Raw genomic sequence first — 25,333 nt, forward strand, 5'->3', positions numbered from 1 at the left:
CGTGTGCGCCGTCCGGCCTAGGCTGGGCGCATGAGCGGGGTGGGATGGGCGTGGGCGCACGGTGCGCCGGCGACGGCGGTGCTGTGGTCCCTGGGACTGGTGTGGTTCGCGGTGTGCACGGGCGTGCTCGTGCGCACGGACCTGCGCGAGCACCGGCTGCCGAACCGATGGACGCTGCGGCTGGCGCTGGGCGGGTTGACGATGATGACCGGGGGAGCGCTGCTGGCGGGCCGGGGTGACCTGGCCCTCTGCAGCCTGCTGGGCGGTCTCGGCTACACCGTGGCCATGCTCGCGCTGCACGTGCTCAGCCGCGGCGGCCTCGGGATGGGCGACGTGAAGCTGGCCGGCGGGCTGGGCGTGTACACGGGGGCGCTCGGCCCGACGGCGGTGCTCGCCGCCGGGGTGGGCGCGATCCTGCTCGGCGGAGTGGTGGCGGGGCTGCTGGTGCTCGCGGGTCGGGCGACGGGGCAGACGGCGCTGCCGTTCGGACCGGCGATGGTGGCGGCGGCCACCGGAGTGCTGGTGCTGGCGTGAACGTCGGACGGCCGCCCTCCGCACGGGAGGACGGCCGCTCGTCGTCGTGGTCCGGGAGGCGGCGTCGCGCCGCTCACCGAATCCGCAGGATCACTCCGGGTGGGTCATGGACATGGTGTCCAGGGCCTTGTCCAGCTGCTCCTCGGTGACCTCGCCGCGCTCGACGTAGCCGAGGTCCACGACGGCCTCGCGCACGGTCATCTTGTTCGCGACGGCGTGCTTGGCGATCTTGGCGGCGGCCTCGTAGCCGATCACCTTGTTCAGCGGGGTCACGATGGACGGCGAGGCACCGGCGAGGAAGGCGCAGCGCTCCTCGTTGGCCTCGATGCCGTCGATCATCTTGTCCGCCATGACGCGCGTCGTGTTGGCCAGCAGGCGGATCGACTCGAGCAGGTTGGCGGCCATCACCGGGATGCCCACGTTGAGCTCGAACGCGCCGTTGGTGGAGGACAGGGCGACGGTGGTGTCGTTGCCGATCACCTGGGCGCACACCATGATCGCGGCCTCGCAGATCACGGGGTTGACCTTGCCCGGCATGATCGAGGAGCCCGGCTGCAGGTCCGGGAGGGCGATCTCGCCGAGGCCGGTGTTCGGGCCGGAGCCCATCCACCGCAGGTCGTTGTTGATCTTCATGATCGAGTACGCGATGTTCCGCAGCTGACCGGAGGCCTCCACGAGGCCGTCACGGTTGGCCTGGGCCTCGAAGTGGTTGCGGGCCTCGGTCAGCGGCAGGCGGGTCTCCTCGGCGAGCAGCTCGATCACGCGGGCGGAGAAGCCCTGGGGCGTGTTGATGCCGGTGCCCACGGCGGTGCCGCCGAGCGGGACCTCGGCCACGCGGGGCAGCGCGCACTGGATGCGCTCGATGCCGTAGCGGACCTGCGCGGCGTAGCCGCCGAACTCCTGGCCCAGGGTCACCGGGGTGGCGTCCATGAGGTGGGTGCGGCCGGACTTCACGATGCCGGCGAAGTCCTCCGCCTTCTTCTCGAGGGAGACGGCCAGATGGTCCAGCGCCGGGACGAGGTCGTTCACGAGGGCGGCGGTGACGGCCACGTGCACGGAGGTCGGGAACACGTCGTTCGAGGACTGGGAGGCGTTGACGTGGTCGTTGGGGTGCACCTCGTCCTCGGAGCCGGCCTCCTTCAGGGCGCGGGTGGCGAGGGTGGCGAGCACCTCGTTGGTGTTCATGTTCGAGGAGGTGCCGGAGCCGGTCTGGAACACGTCGATCGGGAACTGGTCGTCGTGGTCGCCGGCGATGACCTGGTCCGCGGCGGCGACGATGGCGTCCGCGCGCTCCTGCGAGATGATGCCCAGCTCGGCGTTCGCCTTGGCCGCGGCCTTCTTGACCTGCGCGAGGGCGTGGATGTGGGCGGGCTCGAGGCCCTTGCCGGAGATCGGGAAGTTCTCCACGGCGCGCTGGGTCTGCGCACGGTAGAGGGCGTCCACCGGCACCTTCACCTCGCCCATGGTGTCGTGCTCGATGCGGAACTGCTGATCGGTGTTCTCTGCGGTCATGGTCACATCCTAGGACGGCGCGGGCGCCCGGTGCCGCACCGGACGCCCGACGTCGTCAGACCGCCAGGTCGCCGTGCACGCGGCCCGGTCGCGCGGTGCCCTCGGACAGCGAGTAGGTGAGCCCGACGACGGCGGTGCGCCCCGACTCGACGGCCGCGCGGACGGACTGCGAGGTCTCCAAGAGGTGGTCGCAGGTCTGGTCCACGTGCTCGGCCACGAACTCGTCGACCTCCTCCAGACCGCGGCGGCGCCCCGCCAGCACGGACGGGATGATGCGCTCCACGAGGGGGCGCACGAAGCCGCGCGGCATGGTGCCGGAGATGTAGGACTCGACCGTCGCCGTGACGGCGCCGCACGAATTGTGGCCCAGGACGATGACGAGCGGGATCTCCAGCACGTCCACGCCGTACTCGATGGAGCCCAGCACGGCGTCGTCGATCACGTGGCCGGCCGTGCGCACCACGAACACGTCGCCGAGGCCCAGGTCGAAGATGATCTCGGCCGCCAGGCGCGAGTCGGCGCAGCCGAAGATCACGGCGACCGGGGCCTGACCGGCGGTCAGGTCGCTGCGCCGCTCCGCGTTCTGGTTCGGGTGGCTCGGCTCGCCCGCCACGAAGCGGCGGTTGCCCTCGGCGAGGACCTCCCACGCCTCAGCAGGAGTGAGGCCGGAGGTGGGGACGACGACGTCGGGGGTCGGCGTCGTCTCGGGGCGGGTGTGGGGGGTCATCGGGTCTCCTTCGCGACGCCGTGGGCCAGGTCTTCGAGGACGGCGTGGTCGCCGGTGGTGGTCAGCACCACGGTGCTGCCGTCCACCTCCGCCACGAGCCGTCGCTCCGGCTTCGTCGGATCGGCGTGGAGGTCCCACGCGATCCCGTCGATCTCGATCGTCTCCGACGTCGGGACCTGGTCCACCCGCAGGCTCACCCAGGTGGGGTCGACGTCCTCGGCCTGCTGCAGGCCCGCGAACACCGTGTCCGTGACCACCCAGCCGACGTCCCACGTGGAGACGCCGTCCAGCTTCTGCAGGCGGGCGTAGTTGGCATACCAGGACTCCGGCACCTCGGGCGCCAGGGCCGGCAGGTCGCCGTCGTCGTGGGGGACCGTGGCGGCCTCGGCGGCGACGTCGACGCGGTCCTCACGGGGCCGCTGCGGCGGCTCCGGGTTGAGCAGGAGGACCACGGCCACGATCGCCAGCAGAGCCGCCAGGGAGAGCACCATGGCCATCCACGGCTGCCGGGCCCGCTGCGCCTGCGTGGCGGTCAGGACGGGACGGGGGGCGGGGGCGTGGGGGTCGGCGGAGCTCACGGTCAGCATTGTGCCACCCACGGGAGGCCGCCCCCGTAGGATGAGGACCGGGGCAGAGCCGCCCTCACGCCCCGTCTCGTGCGGACGGAGCGCCGCGAGCAAGGATCGGAGCAGCGATGACCAGCGCGTCCTCGGAGAAGACCGGCTACGAGAATCACGTCCCGGACCGCAACCTGGCCATGGAGTTGGTGCGGGTGACCGAGGCGGCGGCCATCGCCGCGAGCCCCTGGGTGGGCTACGGGGACAAGAACAAGGCGGACGGCGCCGCGGTGGACGCGATGCGCGCGTTCATGGACACCGTGGCCATGGACGGCACCGTGGTGATCGGCGAGGGCGAGAAGGACGAGGCCCCCATGCTGTTCAACGGCGAGCAGGTCGGCGACGGCTCCGGCGCCGCCGTGGACGTGGCCGTGGACCCGATCGACGGCACCCGCCTGACCGCCATGGGCTACAACAACGCGCTCTCCGTCTTCGCGGTGGCCGAGCGCGGCACCATGTTCGACCCGTCGGCCGTGTTCTACATGGACAAGCTCGTGGTGGGCCCCGAGGCCGCCGACTTCGTGGACATGCGCCTGCCGGTGAAGCAGAACGTGAACCTCGTGGCCAAGGCCCTGGACAAGCCCGTTTCCCAGGTGACCGTGTGCGTGCTGGACCGCCCCCGCCACGAGGGCCTGGTCAAGGAGATCCGCCAGGCCGGCGCCCGCGTGAAGTTCATCCTGGACGGCGACGTCGCCGGCGCCATCGCCGCCGCCCGCCCGGGCACCGGCGTGGACATGATGATGGGCATCGGCGGCACCCCGGAGGGCATCGTCACCGCGTGCGCGATCAAGGCCACCGGCGGCATCATCCAGGGCCGCCTGGCCCCCACCGACGACGCCGAGAAGCAGAAGGCCCTCGACGCCGGCCTCGACCTCGACGCGGTGCTGACCACGAACGAGCTGGTCACCTCCGACCACTGCTACTTCGCGGCCACCGGCATCACCGACGGCGACCTGCTGCGCGGTGTGCGCTTCGCCGACGGCCGCGTGCACACGCAGTCCATCGTGATGCGCTCGTCGTCCGGCACGGTCCGCACCGTGGACGCCGAGCACGACGTGAAGAAGTGGTCCAAGTGGCTGGGGGACCGCGACGCCCGCTGAGCCCGCGGGCCGGTCTGCCGGGCTCAGCCCCGCGGCAGGCCGGCCACGTGCACCGTCGCCGGGGCGCCGGCCGCGGCGCGGACGGCCAGCGGGCCGGACGCCGTCTCCGCGGCGGGCAGGAACACGGCCTCGCCCGGGCCCAGCTCGATCTCCTGGCCTGCCAGGGCCAGGCTCGCCGTGCCGCGGGTGACCACCGCGATCCCGGGCCCGTGCACGTCGAGTCCGTGGACGGCGTCGTCCTCGAGCGTGGCCTGGAGCAGCTCGAACTCCTCGAACGGCGGGCGGAAGGCCACCACGGAGTCGGCCACGCGCTCGGGCTCGGTGGAGGGCACCGGCAGCGCCTCGAAGGTGACCACGCGGCGCAGCTCGGGCACGTCCACGTGCTTCGTGGTGAGTCCGCCGCGCAGCACGTTGTCCGAGGCCGCCATGACCTCCACGCCCAGCCCGTGCAGGTACGCGTGCACGTTGCCGGCGGGCAGATGGATGGCCTGACCCGGGGCCAGGTCCACGCGGTTGAGCAGGATGGCCACCACCACGCCGGGGTCGTCCGGGTGGTGCTGGGCGACCTCGAGGGCCGTGGCCAGCGAGGGGTCGCGCTCGGCCAGGTCCGGCGCAGCCCGCAGCACGTCCACGACCTGCGCGACGGCGCCGGGGGCGCCCCACACGGAGTCGGGGTCGAGGATCGAGGTGAACGCGTCCTCGAGGTCCCCGGCGGCGAGGGCCTGGCTGATCCGGGCGGCGGCGACGGCGACGGCGGACGTGTCCCCGTCCGCCCGCTCCGTGAGGGCGCGGGCCAGGGCCTCGAAGCTGTCCGAGGAGACCTCGGGGGAGCGGAAGCCGCACATCGCCGCGAAGGGGGTCAGCGCGAGCAGCATCTCCGGCTTGTGGTTCGCGTCCATGTAGTTGCGCTCCGGGGCGTCGACCGGCACGCCGGCGGCCTCCTCCGCGGCGAAGCCCGCGCGGGCCTGCTCCAGGGTGGGGTGCGCCTGGATGGACAGCGGGGCGCCCGCGGCGAGCAGCTTCATCAGGAAGGGCAGTCGGCCCTCCGGCGCGGCGGGCCCGAGACAGCGCTCCGGGTCCGCGGCCACCACCTCGTCCAGGCCGACGTGGGCGCCGTCCGCCACGACGGCGACGCACGGGGCGCCCGGATGGTCGCCCAGCCACAGCTCGGCCTCGGGGCGGCCGGTGGGCTCGCGTCCCTGCAGGTCGGCGAGGAGCGTGGGGGAGCCCCAGGCGTAGTCACGGATCACGGGCTTCAGGACGTGCATGCGCCCAGCCTAGATCAGCCCGTCGGCCCGCGCGTCGCGCCTCACGGGGCGGGGACGCACAGCCCGTTCGTCGAGGACGCGTGGTTCAGCACGTCCTCCTGGCCCAGGTCCTCGGCCATCATCAGGTCCTCGGCGGTGAAGGGCTTGCCGTCGGAGCGGGTCGGCGGGGCCGGCCACGTGGCCGGGTCATCCTCGTCGACGTCGGGGGTCTGCGTCTCCTGCGCGACGACGGCCAGCGCGGTGAGCAGCGGCGTCGCCGTGACGCCGGTCGGGTCCGACCCGGCGGTTGCGGACTCGTCGGCCAGCATCTCGTCCACGCGGCGGTGGACGAGGTCGTAGTCGGGATAGGTGGTGAAGTGGGTGCCCGTGTCGCCGAAGTCGGGCGGGCCGACGGTCAGCCGCCGCATCTTGTGGCCGCGCGAGCGCTCGGCGAGGTCCACGAACGTGCCCAGCTGGGACTGCGGCAGGTCGGTGGTCACGATCTGCTGGCCCGCCGCGAGGATCCCCTCGAAGCGGGTGAGCACGGTGGCGGGGCTGAACTGCTCCAGCATGGCCGCCTGCATGCACTGCTGCCGGCGGATGCGGGCGTAGTCGGTGGACCATTGCCGGGAGCGGGCGAAGGCGAGCGCGTCGTCGCCGTTGAAGTGGTGGGTGCCCGGCTCCCACCAGATGTTGCCCCAGGCGCCGTCGGGCCGGACGCCGCGGTGGACCACGTAGCCGCCGCTGACGACGTCCACCCCGCCCATGGCGTCGATCAGCTGGGCGAAGCCGCCCATGTCCATGAGGGCGTAGCCGGAGATGTCCAACCCGAGGATGCCGCCGGCGGCGTCCTTCATGGCCTCGGCACCGGGGTGTTCGGCGTCCGGGTAGAGGTCTGCGTGGTGCTCCTCCACGTCCGTGTAGAGGGCGTTGAGGATGCACTCGTCGCCGCAGTCGAAGCCGTTCGGGTACACGTCCCACAGCGGGGAGCCCTCGACGAACGGCGCGTTCTGCAGGTTGCGGGGCAGGGAGAACATCACGATGGCGCCGGTGCGGGCGTCCACGGAGACCACGTGCATGGAGTCCGGGCGCAGCCCCTGGCGGCCCTCGCCGGCGTCCGCGCCCAGGACCAGGATGTTGTAGCGGCCCTCGGCCTCCGGGACGGCCGGCCCCTCCCGGAAGACCTCGCCGAGCGCGCCGCGGCTCGTGTTCGCGGCCCAGCCGCCGTAGAGCAGGGCGCCGCTGGTGAGCACGAGCGCGAGCGCGGTGACCGCCGCCGTGATCTTCCGCGCGCCGGGGGCGAGCAGGTGCAGCCGGATCAGCCGGAACGTGTCCACCCAGAGCACCGCCCAGCCCACCGCCAACGCCGCCAGGACCACCGCGAGCCCCAGCAGCACGCCGTCCCGGGCCATCAGCGAGATCAGGCTCGCGCGGGAGACCAGCCACCACAGCAGCCCGAGGATCAGCACGGCCCACACGGTGACGGTGACCCGCAGCGCCACGCGGCCGAGCCGGCGGCTGCCGGCGACGAGCTGGGCGCCGCCGGGGACCAGCAGGGTCAGGGCGGTGAGGATCAGCGCCCGGCGGGTGCGCTCGGTGGGGGAGGCGACGCGTGGATCTCGGAGCGGGTCGGGCTGCGCGTGACCGGCGGGGACGGATCCGGTGGCGGGCGACATCAGCGGTCGGCGGCCATCTGCTCGCGCAGGCGGGCCCCCTTGGCCCGGGCCTGGGCGTTGAGCTCGTCGGCGTGCTCGGCGAGGGCGGCGCGCAGGCGGTCGCCCTCCGCGGTGTCGGCCGAGGCGAGGATGCGGGTGGCCAGCAGGCCGGCGTTGCGGGCGCCGTCGATGGAGACGGTGGCCACCGGCACGCCGGCGGGCATCTGGACGATCGAGAGCAGGGAGTCCATCCCGTCCAGGCTCTTGAGCTTCACGGGCACGCCGATCACGGGCAGGGGGGTGACGGCGGCGAGCATCCCGGGCAGGTGCGCCGCGCCGCCCGCGCCGGCCACGATCACGCGGATGCCGCGCTCGTGCGCGCGGGCGCCGAACTCCACCATCTCGTGGGGCATGCGGTGCGCGGAGACCACGCCGACCTCGACGGGCACGTCGAGCTCGCGCAGGGCCTCGGCGGCCGCGCTCATCACGGGCCAGTCAGAGTCGGAGCCCATCACGACGGAGACGACCGGGGCGTCGTCCTGCAGGGGCTGGGCGGGGGTCTGGGGCGTGGCGGTCATGGGCGGGCCTCCGTCTCGGTGCCGGTGGTGGGGGCGTCGTCGCGCAGGAGTGCGGCGGCGGACTCGGCGGTCCGCACGGCCTCCTCGAGGCTGAGGCCGTGGTCCGCGACGACGTTGACGTGACCGACCTTGCGGCCCGGGCGCACGTCCTTGCCGTAGAGGTGGACCTTGGCCTGCGGGTGGGCGGCGAGGGCCACGACGCTGCCGGCGTGCAGGTCCTCGCGGGCGCCGCCGAGGACGTTCTTCATCACGACGCCGGCCCCGCGGGGGGCCGTCTCACCCAGCGGCAGGTCGAGCACGGCGCGGACGTGCTGCTCGAACTGGCCGGTGACGGCGCCGTCCATGGACCAGTGGCCGGAGTTGTGGGGGCGCATGGCCAGCTCGTTCACCTGGAAGCCCGGGCCGACCCCCGGCGTCTCGAACAGCTCGACCGCGAGCATGCCGGTGACGTCCAGCTCCTCGGCGAGGCGGACGGCCGCGGCGGTCGCGGCCGCGGCGACGGCCGGGTCGAGGTCCTGGGCCGGGGCGACCACGAGGTCGCACACGCCGGCCACCTGGACCGAGTCGACGATGGGGTAGACGGCCACCTCACCGGAGGGGGTGCGCGCCACCTGCGCGGAGAGCTCACGGGAGAAGGGGACGAGGGCCTCGGCCAGCAGCGGGGCGATGCCGGCGCCGAGCCACGCGGCCAGGGTGCCGTCCGCGGCGGAGGCGCGGGCGTCGTCGGGGTCGTCGAGCTTGAGCACGCCCTTGCCGTCGTAGCCGCCGCGGGCGGTCTTGAGGATCATCGGCCAACCGTGCTCGTCGCCGAAGGCGAGGACGGCCTCGAGGTCGTCGACCGGCGCCCACGCCGGGTTCGGCAGGCCCAGCCGCTCGACGGCGGCGCGCATGACCAGCTTGTCCTGCGCGTGCTGCAGCGCCTCGGGGCCGGGGCGCACGGCGACGCCGGCCTCCTGCAGGGCCCGCAGGTGCTCGGTGGGCACGTGCTCGTGGTCGAAGGTCACCACGTCCACCGTGGCCGCGAACGCCCTCAGGTCCGCGAGGTCCGCGTGGTCGCCGACCACGTGGGGGGCGACCTGGGCCGCTGACGCGTCCGGGGCCTCCGCGAGCACGCGGAAGGGCACGCCGAGCTCCGCGGCCGCGCCCGCCATCATGCGGGCCAGCTGCCCGCCACCGATCACACCGAGTCGAGGGGAAGTCACCCGCACAGGGTAGTCGGACCGGCTGAGAACTCCGTCACGGAGGGGCGGCCGACGCCGGATCCGAGGAGGTCGCGCGCCGGGGGCGCGGCTACAGTGTTCCCCAGCCCTGCGCGGGTCCGGCCCGCGTGCACACCCCCGTCTTGAACCGAGGAGTCCACGCCCATGCTGTCCGATCTCTGGGGCCGCCTGACCGGGATGGCCTCCCTGCTGTGGCGGGAGGTGGCCAAGTTCGGCACCGTCGGTGCGGCCGCGTTCGTGGTGGACTCGCTCGTCTTCTGGTGGATGATGACCGGCCCGCTCGAGGGGTCCAACGTCAAGGCCAAGATCGTGGGCGGCGTCGTCGCCACCCTGTTCAGCTGGGTCGCCAACCGCTACTGGACGTTCCGGGACAAGCGCTCCTCGAACAAGACGCGCGAGCTCGTGATGTTCCTGATCATGAACGCGATCGGGCTGGGCATCCAGGCCGGCTGCGTGGCGATCGCGCAGTACCTGCTGGGCGTGACCGACCCGACCGGCCTGTTCATCGCCGGCAACGTGATCGGCCTGTTCTTCGGCACCGTGTTCCGCTACTTCGCCTACCGGTTCTGGGTGTTCAAGGAGAAGCTGGACGTGGAGCCCGGCTTCGCCAACGACCTCGCGATCATCACCGGCCAGATGCCCGTGCTGCGCGAGGACCAGCTGCGTCCGCGCGGCCGGCACCGTACCCCCGACGCCGGGGTCTGAGCGCCCCGGCCTGACCCCGCCGCCCCGTCAGGGGCGCACGGTCACCGCCCGACCCGCGTCCCACGCCTCCAGCGCGGCCCGCACTCCCGCCCACGTCAGGCGGGGGCGCGGGCCGTCGTCGTCCGGGGCGACGTCGGCCCCGGCCGGGATCGACGCGGGCCGCACGTGATCCACGGGGCCGGGCAGGGCATCCGGCTGGGCGCGGATCTCGGCGGCCACGTCCACGACGGCCGGGTCGGCGGCCGGGCCGTCGAACTCGGGCTCGAGGCCGCGCGGCAGGGCCACGGCGAAGACGGCCACGGACGGGTCCGGCCACGCCTCGGGCCGGTCCGTGAGGACGGCGGCGGGGGAGTCGCCGTCGAGGGCGGGCTCGGCCTCGGCGCAGAGCACGCCGAGGGCGAGGGCGTGGGAGAGCCAGTGGACGGGCAGGTCCAGGGCGACGGCGTCGCCCGCGCCGATGCCCTCGGCGCCGAGCAGGCCCGCGAACTTGGCGGCCCAGTTCACGGTCACACGGCCCGAGAGCTCGATGCGCTGGTCCACCGCGCCGGGCTCGTCCGGGGCCCCCGGCTCCTGGACGAGCGCGGGCCGCGGGGAGGAGGCGAGGCGGAGCACGAGGGGGCCGGTGGACCGGGGCACGGAGAGGGAGACCATGGGCCCAGTGTGGCACCCGCTCGGTTTGACTCGGCATGAATCACACCGATGTAATGAACCCGGGCCAACGGTCCCGCCAGGAGGGGCCCGCCGGATTGCCCGGCACCCGCGCGGACCGCATGGTCACCCGGCCCACACCGCCACGTCGATCCCGGGAAGAGGCGTCACACATGGAGCAAACCCAGCGAGTCGAGGACGCGCACCGCGCCGATCCCGCGCCGGCGCCTCGTCCGCGGAGCGTCCCCAGCGACTGGTTCCTCGACCCCGCCGACCCGCAGGCCAGCGTCTCCAGCGCGAGCCTCGAGGATCAGGCGACCGCCTTCCTCACCGCCCACGACCTCGACGGCGAGACCGGCACCCCGGCCGCCACCGTCACCGCCCTCTTCCCCGGTGACGCGCGTCCGGTCGAGGCCGTGCCCGTCTCCGCCGACTGGGCCGCCATCCCGGGCGTGACCACCGAGCCCGTCGAGGGCGAGCTGGCCTGGCAGGCGGACGCCCTGTGCGCGCAGACGGACCCCGAGGCGTTCTTCCCGGAGAAGGGCGGCTCCACGCGGGACGCCAAGCGCGTGTGCGAGGCCTGCACCGTCAAGGACGCGTGCCTGGAGTACGCCATGGCGAACGACGAGCGCTTCGGCATCTGGGGCGGGCTCTCCGAGCGCGAGCGTCGCCGCCTGCGCCGCGCCCGCGCCTGACGCACCGCGCTCATCCGCCGGGCGCGGTGCCCGGCGCGGACCACCCGGTCCGGGCTCAGCCGCGGCCCCAGCTGGGGTCGAGCACCTGCGGGTCCACGCCCAGCGCGTCGGCGCAACGGCTCAGCGCCACCCCGTAGACGGCCCCCTCGAGGTCGGCCGGGTCGGCCGCGTCCCGCAGCGGCCGCTCAAACAGGGTGATCAGCACCCCGTCCCGGCCCTGCCGCTCGGCCCGCGCGAACAGCGCCTCCTCATCCCGTTCCCGGCCGGCGTGCAGCTCGCGCAGCCGCTCGTCGAGCCGGTCCGGGATGCGCTCCACCCGCGCGGTCACGTGCCGCAGCCCGGGCGCGTCCAGGGAGCCCAGCCGGTCCACCGCCTTCTCGACGGCGGTCAGCAGCGCCTCGCCCCGGCCCCGCTCCGAGCGCGCACCGAACGGGCGCGGATGCCGCAGCCCTCGGCCACGGCGGTCCCGGACGCCGCGCCCCGTGGGGGAGGAGACGCCGGCCTCGGCCGGGCCGCCCTCGACGCCCGGCTCGGCCCCCGCGGCGTCGCCCGCCCGGAACGGCAGGGGGTCGAGGGGATCGGAGGAGGCGGACGCGGTCATGCGCGCCATGGTAGGCCACCGCTCCGGGCCGTCCGCCGAGTAGGGTGGCGGGCGTGGGACCCATGCGACGCTGCAGCAAGACCGGATGCCAGAGCCCTGCCCTGGCCACGCTGACGTACAACTACGCGGACTCGCAGGTGGTCATCGGGCCCCTGTCGCGCCGGGCGGAGCCGCACACGTACGACCTCTGCGGCGAGCACGCTCGGCGCACCACGGCCCCGCGCGGCTGGGAGGTGCTGCGGCTGGAGCTGCCCGAGCACTACGAGGCCGTCGACGCGGACGGCGGCGTGCGCACGGTCCCCACCCGGCCCATGGCCGTCCCGCCGGCCCGCCCCGGGCTGCGCGTGGTGCGTGACGGGGACTGACGCGGCACGTGTCGTGCCGTCCTGGGCCTCGCTAGGCTGGAGGGCATGACTGAGACCTCCGCAGAGTTCCGCACCCCCGACGTCGACCCGGCCTTCGCCAACCGCACCACCGTGCCCGGTGCCTCGTTCGACTTCACGGTCCGGGACCTGTCCCTGGCCGAGGCGGGCCGCCACCAGATCCGCCTGGCCGAGCACGAGATGCCGGGGCTGATGTCCCTGCGCGAGGAGTACGGGGAGGCCCAGCCGCTCAAGGGCGCCCGCATCGCCGGCTCCCTGCACATGACCGTGCAGACCGCCGTGCTCATCGAGACCCTCATCGCCCTCGGCGCCGAGGTCCGGTGGGCCTCCTGCAACATCTTCTCCACGCAGGACGAGGCCGCGGCCGCCGTCGTCGTGGGCTCGGGAACCCCCGAGGACCCGCAGGGCGTGCCGGTGTTCGCCTGGAAGAACGAGTCCCTCGAGGACTACTGGTGGACCGCCTCGCAGATCCTCACCTGGCCGGGCGCGGACGAGGATCCGGAGCGCGGCCCCAACATGATCCTGGACGACGGCGGCGACGCCACCCTGCTGGTGCACAAGGGCGTCGAGTTCGAGGCCGCGGGCGCCGTGCCCAGCGCCACCGAGGACGATCCCGAGGAGTACCGGATCATCCTCGAGACGCTGCGCCGCTCGCTGGCCCGCGACCCGCAGCACTGGACCCGCACCGCCGGCACCCTGCGCGGCGTCTCCGAGGAGACCACCACGGGCGTGCTGCGCCTCTACCAGCTGGCGCAGGAGGGCCGCCTGCTCTTCCCGGCGATCAACGTGAACGACGCCGTGACCAAGTCCAAGTTCGACAACAAGTACGGCATCCGCCACTCCCTGCCGGACGGCATCATGCGCGCCACGGACGTGCTGATCGGTGGCAAGGTCGCCGTGGTCTGCGGCTACGGCGACGTCGGCAAGGGTGCCGCCGAGGCCCTGCGCGGCCAGGGTGCCCGCGTGATCGTCACGGAGATCGACCCGATCTGCGCGCTGCAGGCCGCGATGGACGGCTACCAGGTGGCCCGCCTCGAGGACGTGGTGGGCGAGGGCGACATCTTCGTCACCACCACCGGCGGCAAGGACATCATCATGGCCGAGCACATGGCCGCCATGAAGGACAAGGCCATCGTGGGCAACGTGGGCCACTTCGACAACGAGATCGACATGGCCGGCCTGGCCCGCATCCCCGGCGTCGTGAAGACGGAGATCAAGCCGCAGGTCCACGAGTGGACCCTGGACGGCGGCACGGAGGCCGAGCGCAGCATCATCGTGCTCTCCGAGGGTCGCCTGCTGAACCTCGGCAACGCCACCGGCCACCCCTCGTTCGTGATGAGCGCGTCCTTCACCAACCAGGTGATGGCGCAGATCGAGCTCTTCGGCGGCTCCACGGGCACCGGCGCCCTGACCGGTGAGCACTACGAGAAGCGCGTCTACACGCTGCCCAAGGTGCTGGACGAGAAGGTCGCCCGCCTGCACCTGGACGCCCTCGGCGTCGGGCTGACCGAGCTGACCAAGGTCCAGGCCGAGTACCTCGGCGTGGACGTGGCCGGCCCCTACAAGGCCGACCACTACCGCTACTGATCCCCGGCGCCCGCGGGCGGACGGACCCACTCGAGAGAGGCACGAGCATGGCTTCCCATCAGGCCGGCCGCGGGCGCGACGAGCGCGCCGGGGCGGAGGACTTCGAATCCGGGCTGGACTACGGCGCGTTCGTCGAGGACGACGCCGCCGACGATCCGAACCGCACCCAGGCGCTGCCCGCCATGGGCCGGGACGACGACGGCGGCGCCCAGCACACCTCGGCGCTCAGCCCCGAGGACCTCGCCGCGCTGCGCGGCGGGGACGCGGCGGCCGCGGACCGACGTGACGCCGACCGCCCGGCCGCGGACGCCGACCGCGACATCGTCGCCTCCCGGGCCGTGCCCGAGGGCGACCGGCGTCCGCTGCCCGGCGCCGACGAGCTCGGCCCGCTGAGCGCCGCCGTCGGGGCCCGCGCGGCGGGTTCGAGCGCAGCCGCCCCGGTCGACCGCTACCCCGAGGACGGCACCGCCGCCCCCGTGGCGCAGGCTGCGGCCCTGCAGGGCCCCACGCCGGAGGAGCGCGCGCGCCTGCCCAAGGCGGGTCCGCGCCTGGCGCAGGTGCTGCTGGCGATCCTCGCCCCGCTCGCCCTGCTGCTGGCCGCCGTCCGCCTCGTGGCGAGCCCGGTGTTCCTGTGGCTGGAGTACCACCGGCCCGGGTTCCCCGCGGACCGGTTCGGCTTCACCCTCGCCGACCGCATGCACTACGGCTCCGCCGGGCTGGACTACGTGACCAATCTGGCCGGGCCGCGGTATCTCAGCAGCCTCACGCACCAGGGCGCGCCCCTGTTCACCGAGGTCGAGGTCGACCACATGACGGACGTGAAGACCGTGCTGTGGATCGCCACCGCGGCGCTCGTGGTGCTCGTGGTGGTGTGCGCCCTGCTCATCGCGTCCCTGCTGCGCACCAGCCCCGGCGGGGTGCGCCGCGCCCTGTTCGCCGGCGCCGTGTGGCTGCCGCTCGCGGTGATCGCGCTCGCGGTCCTGGCGGTGCTGGGCTGGGAGACGTTCTTCGCCGGGTTCCACTCGCTGTTCTTCGCGGACGGCACGTGGACGTTCTCCGTGCAGGACGCGCTGATCCGCCTGTACCCGAGCCAGTTCTGGGTGGACGCGGCCGTGGTGGTCGGGCTGGTGACCCTGCTGGCGTCCCTCGTGACGCTCGTGCTCACGTGGCCTACGCGCCGCCGTCGTGAGCTGAGCGCGGACCGCCGCGAGCAGCTGCTGCGGACCCGCCTGCGGTGGGCCCGGGAGGACGACGCCGTGGTGCGCTGACCGCCGCCGGATGGCACCGGGAACGGGCCGGGAGGACGAGGCGTCCTCCCGGCCCGTCGTCGTCCGGGGGCGCGGGGTCAGCGACGGTAGAGGGCCTCGACGTCCTCGGCGTGGTCCTCGATCACCTGGGCCCGCTTGAGCTTCTGGGACTGGGTGACGTGCCCGGAGTCCTCGGTGAACGGGTGGTCCAGGATGCGGAAGCGGCGGATGGACTCGGCGCGGGAGACGCCCCCGTTGACCTGGTCCACCGCCTCCTGGATCGAGGCCAGCACGGTGGGGTCCGTCGCGGCCTCGGCCGGCGTGAGGCTGAGCTCGCGGTCCAGGGCCCACTGGGTGAAGGCCTCGGTGTCCAGGGTGATGAGGGCGCCCACGAACGGGCGGTTCTCCCCGACCACCACCACGTGCTCGATGAGCCGGTGCTGGCGCAGCGCCTCCTCCATGGGCGTGGGGTATACGTTCTTGCCGCCGGCGGTGATGATCACGTCCTTCTTGCGGCCGGTGATCCGCAGGAAGCCGTGCTCGTCCAGCGCGCCGATGTCCCCGGTGCGGAAGAAGTCGTCCTCCATCGCCTCCGCCGACGCCTTCGGCATGCCGTGGTAGCCGTCGAACACCACGGGGCCGCGGATGAGGATCTCGCCGTCCTCGGCGATCTTCACCGTCACCCCGGCCACGGGCAGGCCCACGGTGCCCACCCGGTGCGCGCCGGGGATGTTCACGGTGGCCGGCGCGGTGGTCTCCGTGAGGCCGTAGCCCTCCACGATCGGGATGCCGGCGCCGCGGAAGAAGTGCACCAGCTCCGGGGAGAGGGCGGACGCGCCGGACACGCACGAGATCACCTCGCCGCCGAGGGCCTCCCGGATCTTGCGGTAGACCAGCCGGTCGAACAGCGCGCGCCGGGCGCGCAGCAGGGCCGAAGGCCCGGGGCCGTCCCCGAACTCGGCCTCGTCCACGGCCGTGGACCACTCGATGGCGGTGCGCTTGGCGGCCGCGTAGATCGGCCCGGTGCCGCCCTTCTGGGCCTTGGCCTCGATGCCGGCCTCGACCTTCTCGAACACGCGCGGCACGGCCAGCAACCACGTGGGGTGGAAGGAGGCGAGGTCGCCGAGCAGCGTGGCCGGGGAACCGGAGTGGGCCACCTGGATGCGGGCGTACAGGCAGATGACCTGGACGGCGTGGGCGAGCACGTGGGCCAGCGGGAGGAAGAGCAGGGTGCGCGACGTCGTCGTCGGGGACCACTGGACCACCTCGCGCGCGAAGTGCAGCACGTTGATGGCCGCGCCCACGAAGTTGCCGTGCGTGATCACGGCGCCCTTCGGGCGGCCGGTGGTGCCGGAGGTGTAGACGATCGAGGCGGGGCTGGCGAGGGTCGCCAGGGAGCGGGCGTGCTCGACGGCGTCGTCCGACACGAACGCGCCGGCCTCGGCCAGCTCCGCCAGTCCGGCGTCCGTCAGCGGGAACGTCGCCACGTCCACGCCCGCGTGCCCGGCGGCCTCGGCGACGCGCTCGTCGAGCTCCTCGCTGCCGACGGCGACCACCCGCAGGCCCGAGTCCGTGACGATGTGCTCCACCTGGTGGGCCGAGGAGGTCTCGTAGATCGGCACGGAGACGGCGCCGGCGAACCACACGGCCTGGTCGAGGACGGCCCACGCGTAGGAGGTGGGGGAGAACAGGCCCACCCGGTCCCCGGGCTGGACGCCGCGGGCGATGAGGCCGGCCGCCACGGCGCGCACCTGGGTCAGGAACGCGGTGAAGTGGACGTCCACCCAGCCGCCCGCGCCGTTGCGCACGGCGTACACGGGGGCGTCCGGCCGGTCGGCACAGGAGGCGACGATCAGGTCCGTGATGTTGGAGTCCGCCGGCGGCATGCCGACGAGCTCGGTGGCGGACTCATGGACGGGGCTCTGGTTCTGCACGGTCCGAGCGTATCCATTTCCGGGCGTGCGGCGCGCGGTCGGGCACGCCCGCGCCCGGGACGCGACCGTCAGATCCAGCTGCTGAACCACATCCGCCAGCGCCACTGGTCGTACGGGATGACGTCGCCGATCCAGACGGGCAGGAAGAACAGGGACACGGCGACGGCGATCGTCACGTACGCCAGCACCAGGGCCGAGCCCCAGCGGGGCCCGGGCCGGCGACCCGGCCGCAGCAGCAGCGAGAGCGCCAGGGCGATCATCATCACGAAGAAGGGCTCATAGGCGATCGTGTAGAAGAAGAACATGGTCCGCTCGGGCCACAGGAACCACACCAGCTGCCCGGCCACGTAGGCGCTGAGCAGGGCGCCGGCCCGCCAGTCCCGGTGGCGCACCAGCAGCCACACGCACACGAGGACGGCGGCCAGGCCCGTCCACCACACGAACGGGTTGGCGATGTCCGTGATGGCCGCCGAGCACGCGCCCGCGGCGTCCGCCGGGCAGATCCCCTCGCCGGGCTCTGCACCCTCGTAGTAGTAGCTCACGGGCCGGCCCATGAACGGCCAGGTCCACGGGTTGGCGGCGTAGTCGTGGGGGCTGGTGAGGCCCTGGTGGAAGGTCGTGGACTCCACGTGGTAGTGCCACAGGGAGCGCAGCGGACCGGGGACCAGCCCGGCGAGCAGGCCCTCCGGCGGGTTGTCCCGGTGCCAGTCCCGGTAGTAGCCGCCCTCCGTGACGAACCAGCCGGTCCACGAGGCCAGGTAGGCGACCAGGCCGCCGCCCACCACGGCCACGAACGCGTACAGGCCGTCCTTCTCGACGCCGGCCCACGCCCAGTGCCGCACCCCGGCGGTCCGGCGCGCGGACATGTCCCACAGGACCGTGAGCAGGCCGAAGGCCGCCATGAACGCCAGCCCGGAGAGCTTCACGGCGCAGCCGGCGCCCAGCAGCACGCCCGCCAGCAGTCGCCACGGGCGCCAGCCGAGCCACGGCCCGCTGGCCAGGGCGTCGCGTCCTAACCGGGCGACGTCGTGGGCGAGCCGCGCCGCGAGCAGCCGCCGCCCGTGGACGCGGTCGGCCAGCAGCGCGGCGAAGGCCGCGAGCACGAAGAACGAGAGGAAGATGTCCAGCAGCCCGATGCGGGACATCACCAGGTGGTGGCCCTCCACGGCCAGCAGCAGCCCGGCGACCGCGCCCAGGGACACCGAGCGCAGCAGGTGCTGCGTGGCGAGGGTGACCAGCAGGACGGACAGCGTGCCGGCCACCGCGGCGCTGAACCGCCAGCCCACCCCGTTGTCCGGGCCGAACGCGAGCATGCCCAGGCCGATCAGCCACTTGCCCAGCGGCGGGTGCACCACGTAGGCGGCTCCCTCGAGCGGCTCCGCCTCGCCGCGCGCGAACGCGTCGTTGACGTCCTCGCCCCACCGCCGCTCGTAGCCGGACTCCAGGAGGGAGTAGGCGTCTTTGGGGTAGTAGGTCTCGTCGAAGATCAGCTGGTCCGGGTGGGCCAGGTTCGTGAACCGCAGGACGCCGGCGATCACCGTGACCAGCAGCGGCAGGATCCAGTGCCACCGCGTCAGGGGCGCCGCACTCACCCCGAGGCGGGCGCGCAGGGCGGCGACGCCGAAGGGACCGTCGTCGGCCGCGACGGCGGCGGGGCGGGGGGCGAGGGCGGTGGCGGGCACGGGCTCCATGCTAGGCGGCGGGGTGGAGCAGGCCTCCTCGACGTGCGGCCTGCTCTCAGACGTGGCCGAGCGGCCACCGGCGGCGCACGGCGGGCGGGAGGAACCCTGCGACGCGCTGGATCCGGTCCTTGTGGGGGCGGAGCCGGTACTTGACCGCTGCCAGCGTGTCCACCGAGCGTTCCCGCCAGACACGGCGGGCGCCCCTCAGGGGGCTGCGCACTCTGACGTGATACTTGTCCAGGAGCGGCTCAGGGACGATCTCCTGTCCGATGTCGAAGCGGTCGGCGAAGCGGGCGATGCCGAGTTCCTTGTCCGGATAACCCGTGAAGTGCATGACGAACGCGTCCGTCAGGGAGTCCTCGTAGTAGTGCCCGCGCGAGTTCAGCTCTCGGTGGCCGACGATCCGGACGCGCTCGGCGTGCCCGCCCGTCTGGATGGCCCACCACATCTGGTCCTGGTCGCCGTGGGTGAACAGACCGTCGCGATCGTCGTCCCACCAGGCCCGGACCGTGGCCAGGTCCGCTGTCGAGGTCGACTCCACGATCGTGCGCGCCGTCTCGTCGTTCCGGAGCAGCATGACCCCGGTGTTGATGCGTGACCAGAACCCGTTCGGCTCTGTGGGCCCTTCGGCGATGACCAGGCTGATGTCGTCACGCTCGGCCTCGGAGATCAGGCGTCGGAGGTTGTCCGCCTCGAAGTCGGTGAAGAAGGCATCGTCGTCCATCCACACGAGCCAGTCATAACGTGGGAGCAGCCGGCGGAGGATGGCGACCTTGTAGTCGAACTTGGTGACGATATGCGGGTCGATGCCCGTCTCGAGCCGGTAGTCCAGCCCGTGCTCTCGAGCGTAGATCGCGTGGTTGACGTAGGAGCGCAGGCGGATCTCGTCGCCACCGGACGTGATGCAGATGCGGGGCTCGACGGGCATGGTCCTGACCTTTCGGAGAGGCGTGGGCCCGGGCGGGCTCGGGGCGGTGCCTCTACGATCTTGACATATGACCCCGAGACCGACTGATCTGCCGTCCCCGTCCGGCCGCATCGTCCTGGCCGCCACCCCCATCGGCCACCTCGGGGACGCGTCCGCGCGCCTGCGTGAGCTGCTGGCGGAGGCGGACGTGATCGCCGCCGAGGACACCAGGACCGCGCGGCGCCTGTGCGCCGGGCTGGGTGTCACCCCGGCGGGCCGGGTGGTGGCCCATCACGAGCACAACGAGGCGGCCTCGACCCAGGGGCTGCTGGACCAGGTGCGGGGCGGTGCCACGGTGGCGGTGGTCTCGGACGCGGGCATGCCCACGGTCTCGGACCCGGGGTACCGGCTCGTGGCGGCCGCGGTGTCCGCAGGGCTGCCCGTGACCTGCGCGCCCGGCCCCTCCGCCGTGACCACCGCGCTCGCCCTCTCCGGCCTGCCGACGGACCGGTTCGCCTTCGACGGCTTCGTCCCCCGCAAGGACGGGGAACGACGGCGATGGCTCACCTCCCTGCTGACCGAGGCCCGCACGGTGGTCGCCTTCGAGTCGCCGCAGCGTCTGGCGGACGCGCTGGCCGTCGTCGTGGAGGTCCTCGGTGCGGAGCGGCCGGTGTGCGTGGCCCGCGAGCTCACCAAGCTGCACGAGGAGGTGGTGCGCGGCACCGCGGCCGAGGTGCATGCCTGGGCTGCGGAGCGGCACGCGGGGGAGGGGATCCGCGGGGAGATCGTGCTGGTGATCGGGCCGCCCGCGCCCGGCGCCGAGGGCGAGGCGTCCGAGGCGGACGCCGTCGCCGAGGTGGGGGTGCTGGTGGAGTCCGGCACCCGGCTCAAGGAGGCCGTGGCGGCGGTGGCCGGAGCCCACGGGATGCGGAGCCGGGAGCTCTACCAGGCGGTGCTCGCGGCCCGGGGCTGACACGTCCCCGGCTACACAGATGCTCATGGGCGATGGCGCGGCCCCGGGGCCTGGCTAGGATCAGCCGTGGAGCCGCTGCCGACCGCCGCCGGACGGCGTCGGAATACCCGTGGCCGTCCACCCGTTCCCCTGAGGGACGCGGGGCGTGCCGCCTCCGACCACCGACCCCGAAAGAGGTGCATCATGACCGTGACCGCTGAGCGCGAGAAGGCGCTGCTGGAGTCCGTCCCCACCGGCCTGCTGATCGACGGCGAGTGGCGCGATGCCTCCTCCGGCAAGACCTTCGACGTGAAGGACCCGGCCACCGGCAAGGTCATCGCGAGCCTGCAGGACGCGAACTCCGACGACGCCATGGCCGCCTTCGACGCCGCCTGCGCCGCGCAGGCCGACTGGGCCCGGACCCCGGCCAAGGAGCGCGCCGACATCCTGCGCCGCGCCTACGACCTGATCAACGAGCGCGCCGAGGACTTCGCACTGCTGATGACCCTCGAGATGGGCAAGCCGCTCGCCGAGGCTCGCGGCGAGGTCACGTACGGCAACGGCTTCCTGCGCTGGTTCTCCGAGGAGGCCGGCCGCCACTACGGCCGCACCCTGACCGTGCCGGAGGGCACGCTGCGCATGCAGGTGCACCATCGCCCGGTGGGCCCGTGCCTGCTGATCACCCCGTGGAACTTCCCGCTGGCCATGGCCACCCGCAAGGTGGGCCCCGCCGTCGCCGCCGGCTGCACCATGGTCCTCAAGGCCGCCAAGCTGACCCCGCTGACCACCCAGCTGTTCGCGCAGGTGATGCAGGAGGCCGGCCTGCCCAAGGGCGTGCTCAACGTCGTCGCGGGCTCCTCCGCCTCGTCGATCTCCAGCCCGATCCTGCAGGACCGGCGCCTGCGCAAGGTGTCCTTCACCGGTTCCACCCCGGTCGGTGTGCGCCTCATGAAGGACGCGGCGGACAACGTGCTGCGCACCTCCATGGAGCTCGGCGGCAACGCCCCGCTCATCGTCTTCGAGGACGCGGACCTGGACGCCGCCGTCGAGGGCGCCTTCGCCGCGAAGATGCGCAACATGGGCGAGGCCTGCACCGCCGCCAACCGCTTCCTCGTGCACGAGGACGTGGCCGAGGAGTTCACGCAGAAGTTCGTGGCCAAGCTCGAGGCGCTCAAGCCCCTGCGCGGCACCGACCCGGAGTCCACCCTCGGCCCGATCGTGGACGAGGGCGCGCGCGACGACATCGACCAGCTCGTCCAGGACGCCGTGGCGGCCGGCGGCGAGGTGCTCACCGGCGGCCACAAGATCGAGGGCGACGGCTACTTCTACGCGCCGACCGCGATCAAGGTGGAGAAGGGCAACCCGATCCTCCAGCAGGAGATCTTCGGCCCCGTGGCCCCGATCGTGACCTTCTCCTCCGAGGAGGAGGCCATCGAGATGGCCAACGACACCGAGTACGGCCTCGCCTCCTACGTGTTCACCAAGGATCAGGCCCGGATGTACCGCGTGGCCGAGAGCATCGAGTTCGGCCTCATGGGCTACAACGTGGGCGTCATCTCCAACCCGGCCGCGCCGTTCGGCGGCGTGAAGCAGTCGGGCCTGGGCCGCGAGGGCGGCGCCGAGGGCATCGAGGAGTACACCTCGGTGCAGTACATCGGCATCGCCGACCCGTGGGCGGCCACGAAGGCCTGACCCTCGCGCCGAGCCGTGTCCTCCGGGGGCGGTATCGGGTGGTATCCGACGTGGATACCACCCGATGCCGCCCCCGAGGCATGTCGGGGGCCCGGGTTCGGCTCCCTAGAGTGGGGTGCATGGCCCACGCATCCGAGACCCCCCTCGCCTACCGTGCCCCCGCCCCGCAGCCGGACGACGACGGCGGCCCGCGCCGGGACGCGCGGGAGGAGAAGTCGGGACGTCGGCGGCGCCTCGAGTACCCGCCCGCACCGGAGCCGCTGCCGGTGCCCGTCGTGGACAACCACACGCACCTGGACTTCCGCGACGGCCTGGTCCGCGTGGACGTCCACCAGGCGATGGACGCGGCGGAGGCCGTGGGCGTGGTCGGCGCGGTCCAGGTGGGCTGCGACGTCGCCTCGGCCCGGTTCACGATCGCGGCGATCGAGGCCGAGCCCCGCCTGCTCGGGGCCGTGGCGCTGCACCCCAACGACGCGGCCCGGCTGGCCGAGCGCGGCGAGTTCGAGGAGGCGTTCGCGCAGATCGCGGAGCTCGCCCGCCACCCCCGCGTGCGCGCGGTGGGTGAGACGGGCCTCGACTACTTCCGGACGCAGGACGAGGCCGGCCACGCCGCGCAGCAGGAGTCCTTCCGCCGGCACATCCGACTCGCCCGCGAACTCGGCACGGCCCTGCAGATCCACGACCGGGACGCGCACGACGACGTCGTCCGAATCCTGCTCGAGGAGGCGGCCGACGGCGGGCTGCCCCCGCACGTGGTGTTCCACTGCTTCTCGGGCGGCCCCGATCTGGCCCGCACGTGCGCCGAGCACGGCTGGCACATGTCCTTCGCCGGTCCCGTCACCTTCAAGGCCAACGACGAGCTGCGCGAGGCGCTGCGGATCGCCCCGGCCGAGCTGCTGCTCGTGGAGACGGACGCGCCCTTCCTCACACCGCATCCGCATCGGGGCCGCCCCAACGCGCCCTACCTGATCCCGCTGACGCTGCGGGGCATGGCGGAGACGCGCGGAGACGACGTGGCGGCCCTCGCCCGCGCGGTGAGCGAGAACACCGCCCGGGTGTACGGGGCGTTCTAAGCGGATCCAGACCCGGCCCCTAGGATGGGCGACGTGCTGACCCGACTCCTCAAAGCCCGGCTGCCCGAGGGAACGCAGTACCTGGTGGACCGCCCCATGCGGATCCGCCTCGTGTTCGTGGTCCTCGGGTCCGTCCTCGTGGCCGGCCTCGAGATGGTGGCGCTCGCCTCGATCCTCCCGCTCGTCAGCCTGCTGACCTCGGGGGAGCTGGGCTCGCCGGCGCTCGAGGGGCTGCTGGCCCGATTCGGGGCCGTGACGGTGCCGGAGCAGACGGTGGCCTTCGCCGTCGTGATCGTGCTGGCCTTCCTGCTCAAGGCGATCCTGGTGCTCGCGTTCCGCTGGTGGACCATGGGGTTCACCAACCAGAACCTCATCCGCACGTCCGCCACGCTGCTGCGCTACTACCTCCGGGCCGACTACGGCCTGCACCTGACGCGCACGGTCGGCACCCTGGTCAACAACGTGACCGGCACCTCCAGCATGGCGTACACGGGGGTGGTGAACGCGTCCGTCACGTTCCTCACGGAGGCCGTGACGCTCGTCGCGGTGGCGGTCGTGGTGGGCGTCGCCATGCCGCTGACGGGGCTCGGGATGGCCCTGTACTTCCTCGCCGTCGCCTGGGTGATCAAGACCGTGATCCGCCGCCCGGCCTCCCGCCTGGGCTGGACCCTGGTGACCGCGGGGGAGCGGGCCAACACGGCGGCGCTGCAGGGCCTGGAGAACTACAAGGACGTGAAGATCCGCGGCAACGACTCGGCCTTCATGGAGGAGTACCGCGCGGCCCGCATGGAGAGCGCCGAAGCCACGCGGCTCAAGATGATCCTCACGATGATGCCGCGCTACGTGCTCGAGGTCGCCTTCGTGGCCGCCATCGCGGCGCTCGTGGCCGTGGCCTTCATCCAGGGCCGCGGCGAGGAGGCGTTCGGCTCGCTCGCCCTGCTCGCGATGGCCGGCTTCCGTGTGCTGCCGTCCATGGCCGCTCTCATGGCCACCACCAACGAGATCCGCACCTCCTGGCCGGCCTTCGAGCGCACGACGGCGGAGCTCGCCGCCGCGCAGCCGGTCCTGCACGCGGCGGACCGGCCCTACGAACGCATCACGTTCGAGGAGTCCATCGAGGTGCGGGACGCGTCCTTCACCTACCCCGGCAAGGCCGAGCCGGTCCTGCGCGACATCGACCTGCGCATCCCCTTCGGCTCCTCGTACGCCTTCGTGGGCGGCAGCGGTGCCGGCAAGACCACCCTGGTGGACCTGGTCATCGGCTTCCACCACGCCCAGCGCGGCGGGGTCTACGTGGACGGGGTGGAGCTCGAGGCCAACCCGCGCGGCTGGTGGGACAACGTGGCGTTCGTCCCGCAGTCCGTCACCGTGGTCAACGGGACGGTGCTGCACAACGTGCTCCTGGACGTCGAGGCCGCCCAGACGGCGGACCGGGCCGAGGTGGAGCGCGTGCTGCGTGAAGCCCAGCTGGGGCAGTGGCTGGACGAGCTCCCCGACGGGCTGGACACCGTGATCGGCGAAGGGGCCGTGGGCGTCTCCGGCGGCCAGCGCCAGCGCCTGGGCATCGCGCGCGCGCTCTTCCGGCGGCCCCGCCTCCTCGTGCTCGACGAGGCGACGTCGGCCCTCGACAACCTCACGGAACGCCGGGTCACCGAGGTGATCGAGTCGCTGCGCGGACGGATCACGGTCATCGTGGTCGCCCACCGTCTCTCCACGGTCAAGCGCTGCGATCAGATCGTGCTGATGGACCAGGGGCGGATCATCGGCCAGGGCACGTTCGCCGGGCTGCAGGAGACGAGCCCCGAGTTCCGCGAGCTCGTCCGGCTCGGTGACCTCTCCACCTGAGCGGACCCCGCGCCGCTGCGTCCCGGCTACCCCGTCCGGCGCCCCGATAGACTCGCGGGCATGGTCCAGCCCCTGTCTCTTATACACATTCTCCGAGCCCACGAGACGGTGCTACATCTCGTCTGCGGCCTTCTGCTTGAAAGATAAAAATTTTGAATCTCTTAGATTAAGGGATTTATTTTGTGGGTATGT

The 25,333-nt window shown here is 73.1% G+C and carries 23 protein-coding genes; 11 read left to right on the forward strand and 12 right to left on the reverse strand.

Annotated elements, in window-relative coordinates; all coding sequences use genetic code 11:
* The first annotated feature begins 30 nt into the window (after positions 1–30).
* The gene (locus FLM69_RS05290; RefSeq protein WP_036384962.1) at positions 31–534 is read left to right on the forward strand and encodes an A24 family peptidase; all 504 of its coding nucleotides are present in this window, start codon (positions 31–33) and stop codon (positions 532–534) included.
* A 90-nt stretch (positions 535–624) separates the two neighbouring features.
* Here FLM69_RS05290 and FLM69_RS05295 read toward each other — a convergent pair whose 3' ends face one another.
* The 3 genes from FLM69_RS05295 to FLM69_RS05305 are packed head-to-tail and all read right to left on the reverse strand — an operon-like array spanning position 625 to position 3,360.
* Positions 625–2,046: a class II fumarate hydratase gene (locus tag FLM69_RS05295; protein ID WP_141843363.1), complete on the reverse strand. Its 1,422-nt coding sequence runs from the start codon at positions 2,044–2,046 to the stop codon at positions 625–627.
* Positions 2,047–2,101: 55 nt separating this feature from the next.
* A complete protein-coding gene (locus FLM69_RS05300; RefSeq protein WP_036384960.1) occupies positions 2,102–2,773 on the reverse strand; it encodes a carbonic anhydrase in 672 nt (223 codons plus the stop codon).
* Positions 2,770–3,360: a DUF4245 domain-containing protein gene (locus FLM69_RS05305; RefSeq protein WP_036384959.1), complete on the reverse strand. Its 591-nt coding sequence runs from the start codon at positions 3,358–3,360 to the stop codon at positions 2,770–2,772. Before FLM69_RS05305 ends, FLM69_RS05300 begins: the two co-directional genes overlap by 4 nt.
* A 107-nt stretch (positions 3,361–3,467) precedes the next feature.
* Here FLM69_RS05305 and glpX point away from each other — a divergent pair, with 107 nt between their 5' ends.
* Positions 3,468–4,490 (forward strand): class II fructose-bisphosphatase, encoded by a 1,023-nt coding sequence (gene glpX / locus FLM69_RS05310; RefSeq protein ID WP_010079310.1) that lies wholly within the window; start codon positions 3,468–3,470, stop codon positions 4,488–4,490.
* A gap of 23 nt (positions 4,491–4,513) precedes the next feature.
* On the opposite strand, the gene manA is transcribed toward glpX, so the two are convergent.
* From manA to FLM69_RS05330, 4 genes are read right to left on the reverse strand one after another with little or no spacing between them, the layout of a single operon-like run.
* The gene (manA, locus tag FLM69_RS05315) at positions 4,514–5,758 is read right to left on the reverse strand and encodes a mannose-6-phosphate isomerase, class I (RefSeq protein WP_036384958.1); all 1,245 of its coding nucleotides are present in this window, start codon (positions 5,756–5,758) and stop codon (positions 4,514–4,516) included.
* Between the two features lie 41 nt (positions 5,759–5,799).
* A complete protein-coding gene (locus tag FLM69_RS05320) occupies positions 5,800–7,413 on the reverse strand; it encodes an LCP family protein (protein WP_036384957.1) in 1,614 nt (537 codons plus the stop codon).
* Positions 7,413–7,970 carry a 5-(carboxyamino)imidazole ribonucleotide mutase gene (gene purE, locus FLM69_RS05325; protein ID WP_141843365.1) on the reverse strand — a complete coding sequence of 186 codons (558 nt, stop codon included), beginning with the start codon at positions 7,968–7,970 and terminating at the stop codon, positions 7,413–7,415. Before purE ends, FLM69_RS05320 begins: the two co-directional genes overlap by 1 nt.
* A complete protein-coding gene (locus tag FLM69_RS05330) occupies positions 7,967–9,172 on the reverse strand; it encodes a 5-(carboxyamino)imidazole ribonucleotide synthase (RefSeq protein WP_095695791.1) in 1,206 nt (401 codons plus the stop codon). Before FLM69_RS05330 ends, purE begins: the two co-directional genes overlap by 4 nt.
* Positions 9,173–9,334: 162 nt before the next feature.
* On the opposite strand from FLM69_RS05330, the gene FLM69_RS05335 reads away from it, so the two are divergent.
* A complete protein-coding gene (locus FLM69_RS05335; protein ID WP_002854495.1) occupies positions 9,335–9,895 on the forward strand; it encodes a GtrA family protein in 561 nt (186 codons plus the stop codon).
* 27 nt (positions 9,896–9,922) lie between these two features.
* On the opposite strand, the gene FLM69_RS05340 is transcribed toward FLM69_RS05335, so the two are convergent.
* A complete protein-coding gene (locus FLM69_RS05340) occupies positions 9,923–10,546 on the reverse strand; it encodes a hypothetical protein (protein ID WP_095695405.1) in 624 nt (207 codons plus the stop codon).
* 170 nt (positions 10,547–10,716) lie between these two features.
* On the opposite strand from FLM69_RS05340, the gene FLM69_RS05345 reads away from it, so the two are divergent.
* The gene (locus FLM69_RS05345; RefSeq protein ID WP_080696049.1) at positions 10,717–11,238 is read left to right on the forward strand and encodes a WhiB family transcriptional regulator; all 522 of its coding nucleotides are present in this window, start codon (positions 10,717–10,719) and stop codon (positions 11,236–11,238) included.
* A gap of 55 nt (positions 11,239–11,293) precedes the next feature.
* Here FLM69_RS05345 and FLM69_RS05350 read toward each other — a convergent pair whose 3' ends face one another.
* The gene (locus FLM69_RS05350; protein WP_254184041.1) at positions 11,294–11,839 is read right to left on the reverse strand and encodes a hypothetical protein; all 546 of its coding nucleotides are present in this window, start codon (positions 11,837–11,839) and stop codon (positions 11,294–11,296) included.
* 62 nt (positions 11,840–11,901) lie between these two features.
* On the opposite strand from FLM69_RS05350, the gene FLM69_RS05355 reads away from it, so the two are divergent.
* The 3 genes from FLM69_RS05355 to FLM69_RS05365 are packed head-to-tail and all read left to right on the forward strand — an operon-like array spanning position 11,902 to position 15,077.
* Positions 11,902–12,204: a DUF3499 family protein gene (locus FLM69_RS05355; protein WP_020628239.1), complete on the forward strand. Its 303-nt coding sequence runs from the start codon at positions 11,902–11,904 to the stop codon at positions 12,202–12,204.
* Positions 12,205–12,249: 45 nt separating this feature from the next.
* Positions 12,250–13,809 (forward strand): adenosylhomocysteinase, encoded by a 1,560-nt coding sequence (ahcY, locus tag FLM69_RS05360; protein WP_220478842.1) that lies wholly within the window; start codon positions 12,250–12,252, stop codon positions 13,807–13,809.
* Between the two features lie 47 nt (positions 13,810–13,856).
* Positions 13,857–15,077, forward strand: a complete 1,221-nt coding sequence (locus FLM69_RS05365) for a TIGR01906 family membrane protein (protein ID WP_141843367.1) — start codon at positions 13,857–13,859, stop codon at positions 15,075–15,077.
* Between the two features lie 77 nt (positions 15,078–15,154).
* Here the strand turns inward: FLM69_RS05365 and FLM69_RS05370 are convergent, their stop codons facing one another.
* The 3 genes from FLM69_RS05370 to FLM69_RS05380 all read right to left on the reverse strand — a co-directional run bounded on the left by FLM69_RS05370 (position 15,155) and on the right by FLM69_RS05380 (position 19,600).
* Positions 15,155–16,990, reverse strand: coding sequence for a long-chain fatty acid--CoA ligase (locus FLM69_RS05370; RefSeq protein WP_141843369.1), 1,836 nt, complete (start codon positions 16,988–16,990; stop codon positions 15,155–15,157).
* Positions 16,991–17,058: 68 nt separating this feature from the next.
* Positions 17,059–18,672 carry a dolichyl-phosphate-mannose--protein mannosyltransferase gene (locus tag FLM69_RS05375; RefSeq protein WP_141843371.1) on the reverse strand — a complete coding sequence of 538 codons (1,614 nt, stop codon included), beginning with the start codon at positions 18,670–18,672 and terminating at the stop codon, positions 17,059–17,061.
* Positions 18,673–18,727: 55 nt separating this feature from the next.
* The gene (locus tag FLM69_RS05380; protein ID WP_181743487.1) at positions 18,728–19,600 is read right to left on the reverse strand and encodes a hypothetical protein; all 873 of its coding nucleotides are present in this window, start codon (positions 19,598–19,600) and stop codon (positions 18,728–18,730) included.
* Positions 19,601–19,667: 67 nt separating this feature from the next.
* On the opposite strand from FLM69_RS05380, the gene rsmI reads away from it, so the two are divergent.
* From rsmI to FLM69_RS05400, 4 genes are all read left to right on the forward strand, one after another.
* Positions 19,668–20,552, forward strand: coding sequence for a 16S rRNA (cytidine(1402)-2'-O)-methyltransferase (gene rsmI / locus FLM69_RS05385; RefSeq protein ID WP_141843375.1), 885 nt, complete (start codon positions 19,668–19,670; stop codon positions 20,550–20,552).
* Positions 20,553–20,735: 183 nt separating this feature from the next.
* Positions 20,736–22,223, forward strand: a complete 1,488-nt coding sequence (locus tag FLM69_RS05390) for an NAD-dependent succinate-semialdehyde dehydrogenase (RefSeq protein WP_036316357.1) — start codon at positions 20,736–20,738, stop codon at positions 22,221–22,223.
* A 119-nt stretch (positions 22,224–22,342) separates the two neighbouring features.
* Positions 22,343–23,296, forward strand: coding sequence for a TatD family hydrolase (locus tag FLM69_RS05395; RefSeq protein WP_141843377.1), 954 nt, complete (start codon positions 22,343–22,345; stop codon positions 23,294–23,296).
* Between the two features lie 24 nt (positions 23,297–23,320).
* On the forward strand, positions 23,321–25,141 hold the full coding sequence (locus tag FLM69_RS05400; protein WP_255502729.1) for an ABC transporter ATP-binding protein: 1,821 nt from the start codon (positions 23,321–23,323) through the stop codon (positions 25,139–25,141).
* Positions 25,142–25,333: the final 192 nt, after the last annotated feature.

The sequence above is a fragment of the Micrococcus sp. R8502A1 genome (genome assembly GCF_006704135.1).
GTDB lineage: Bacteria > Actinomycetota > Actinomycetes > Actinomycetales > Micrococcaceae > Micrococcus > Micrococcus luteus.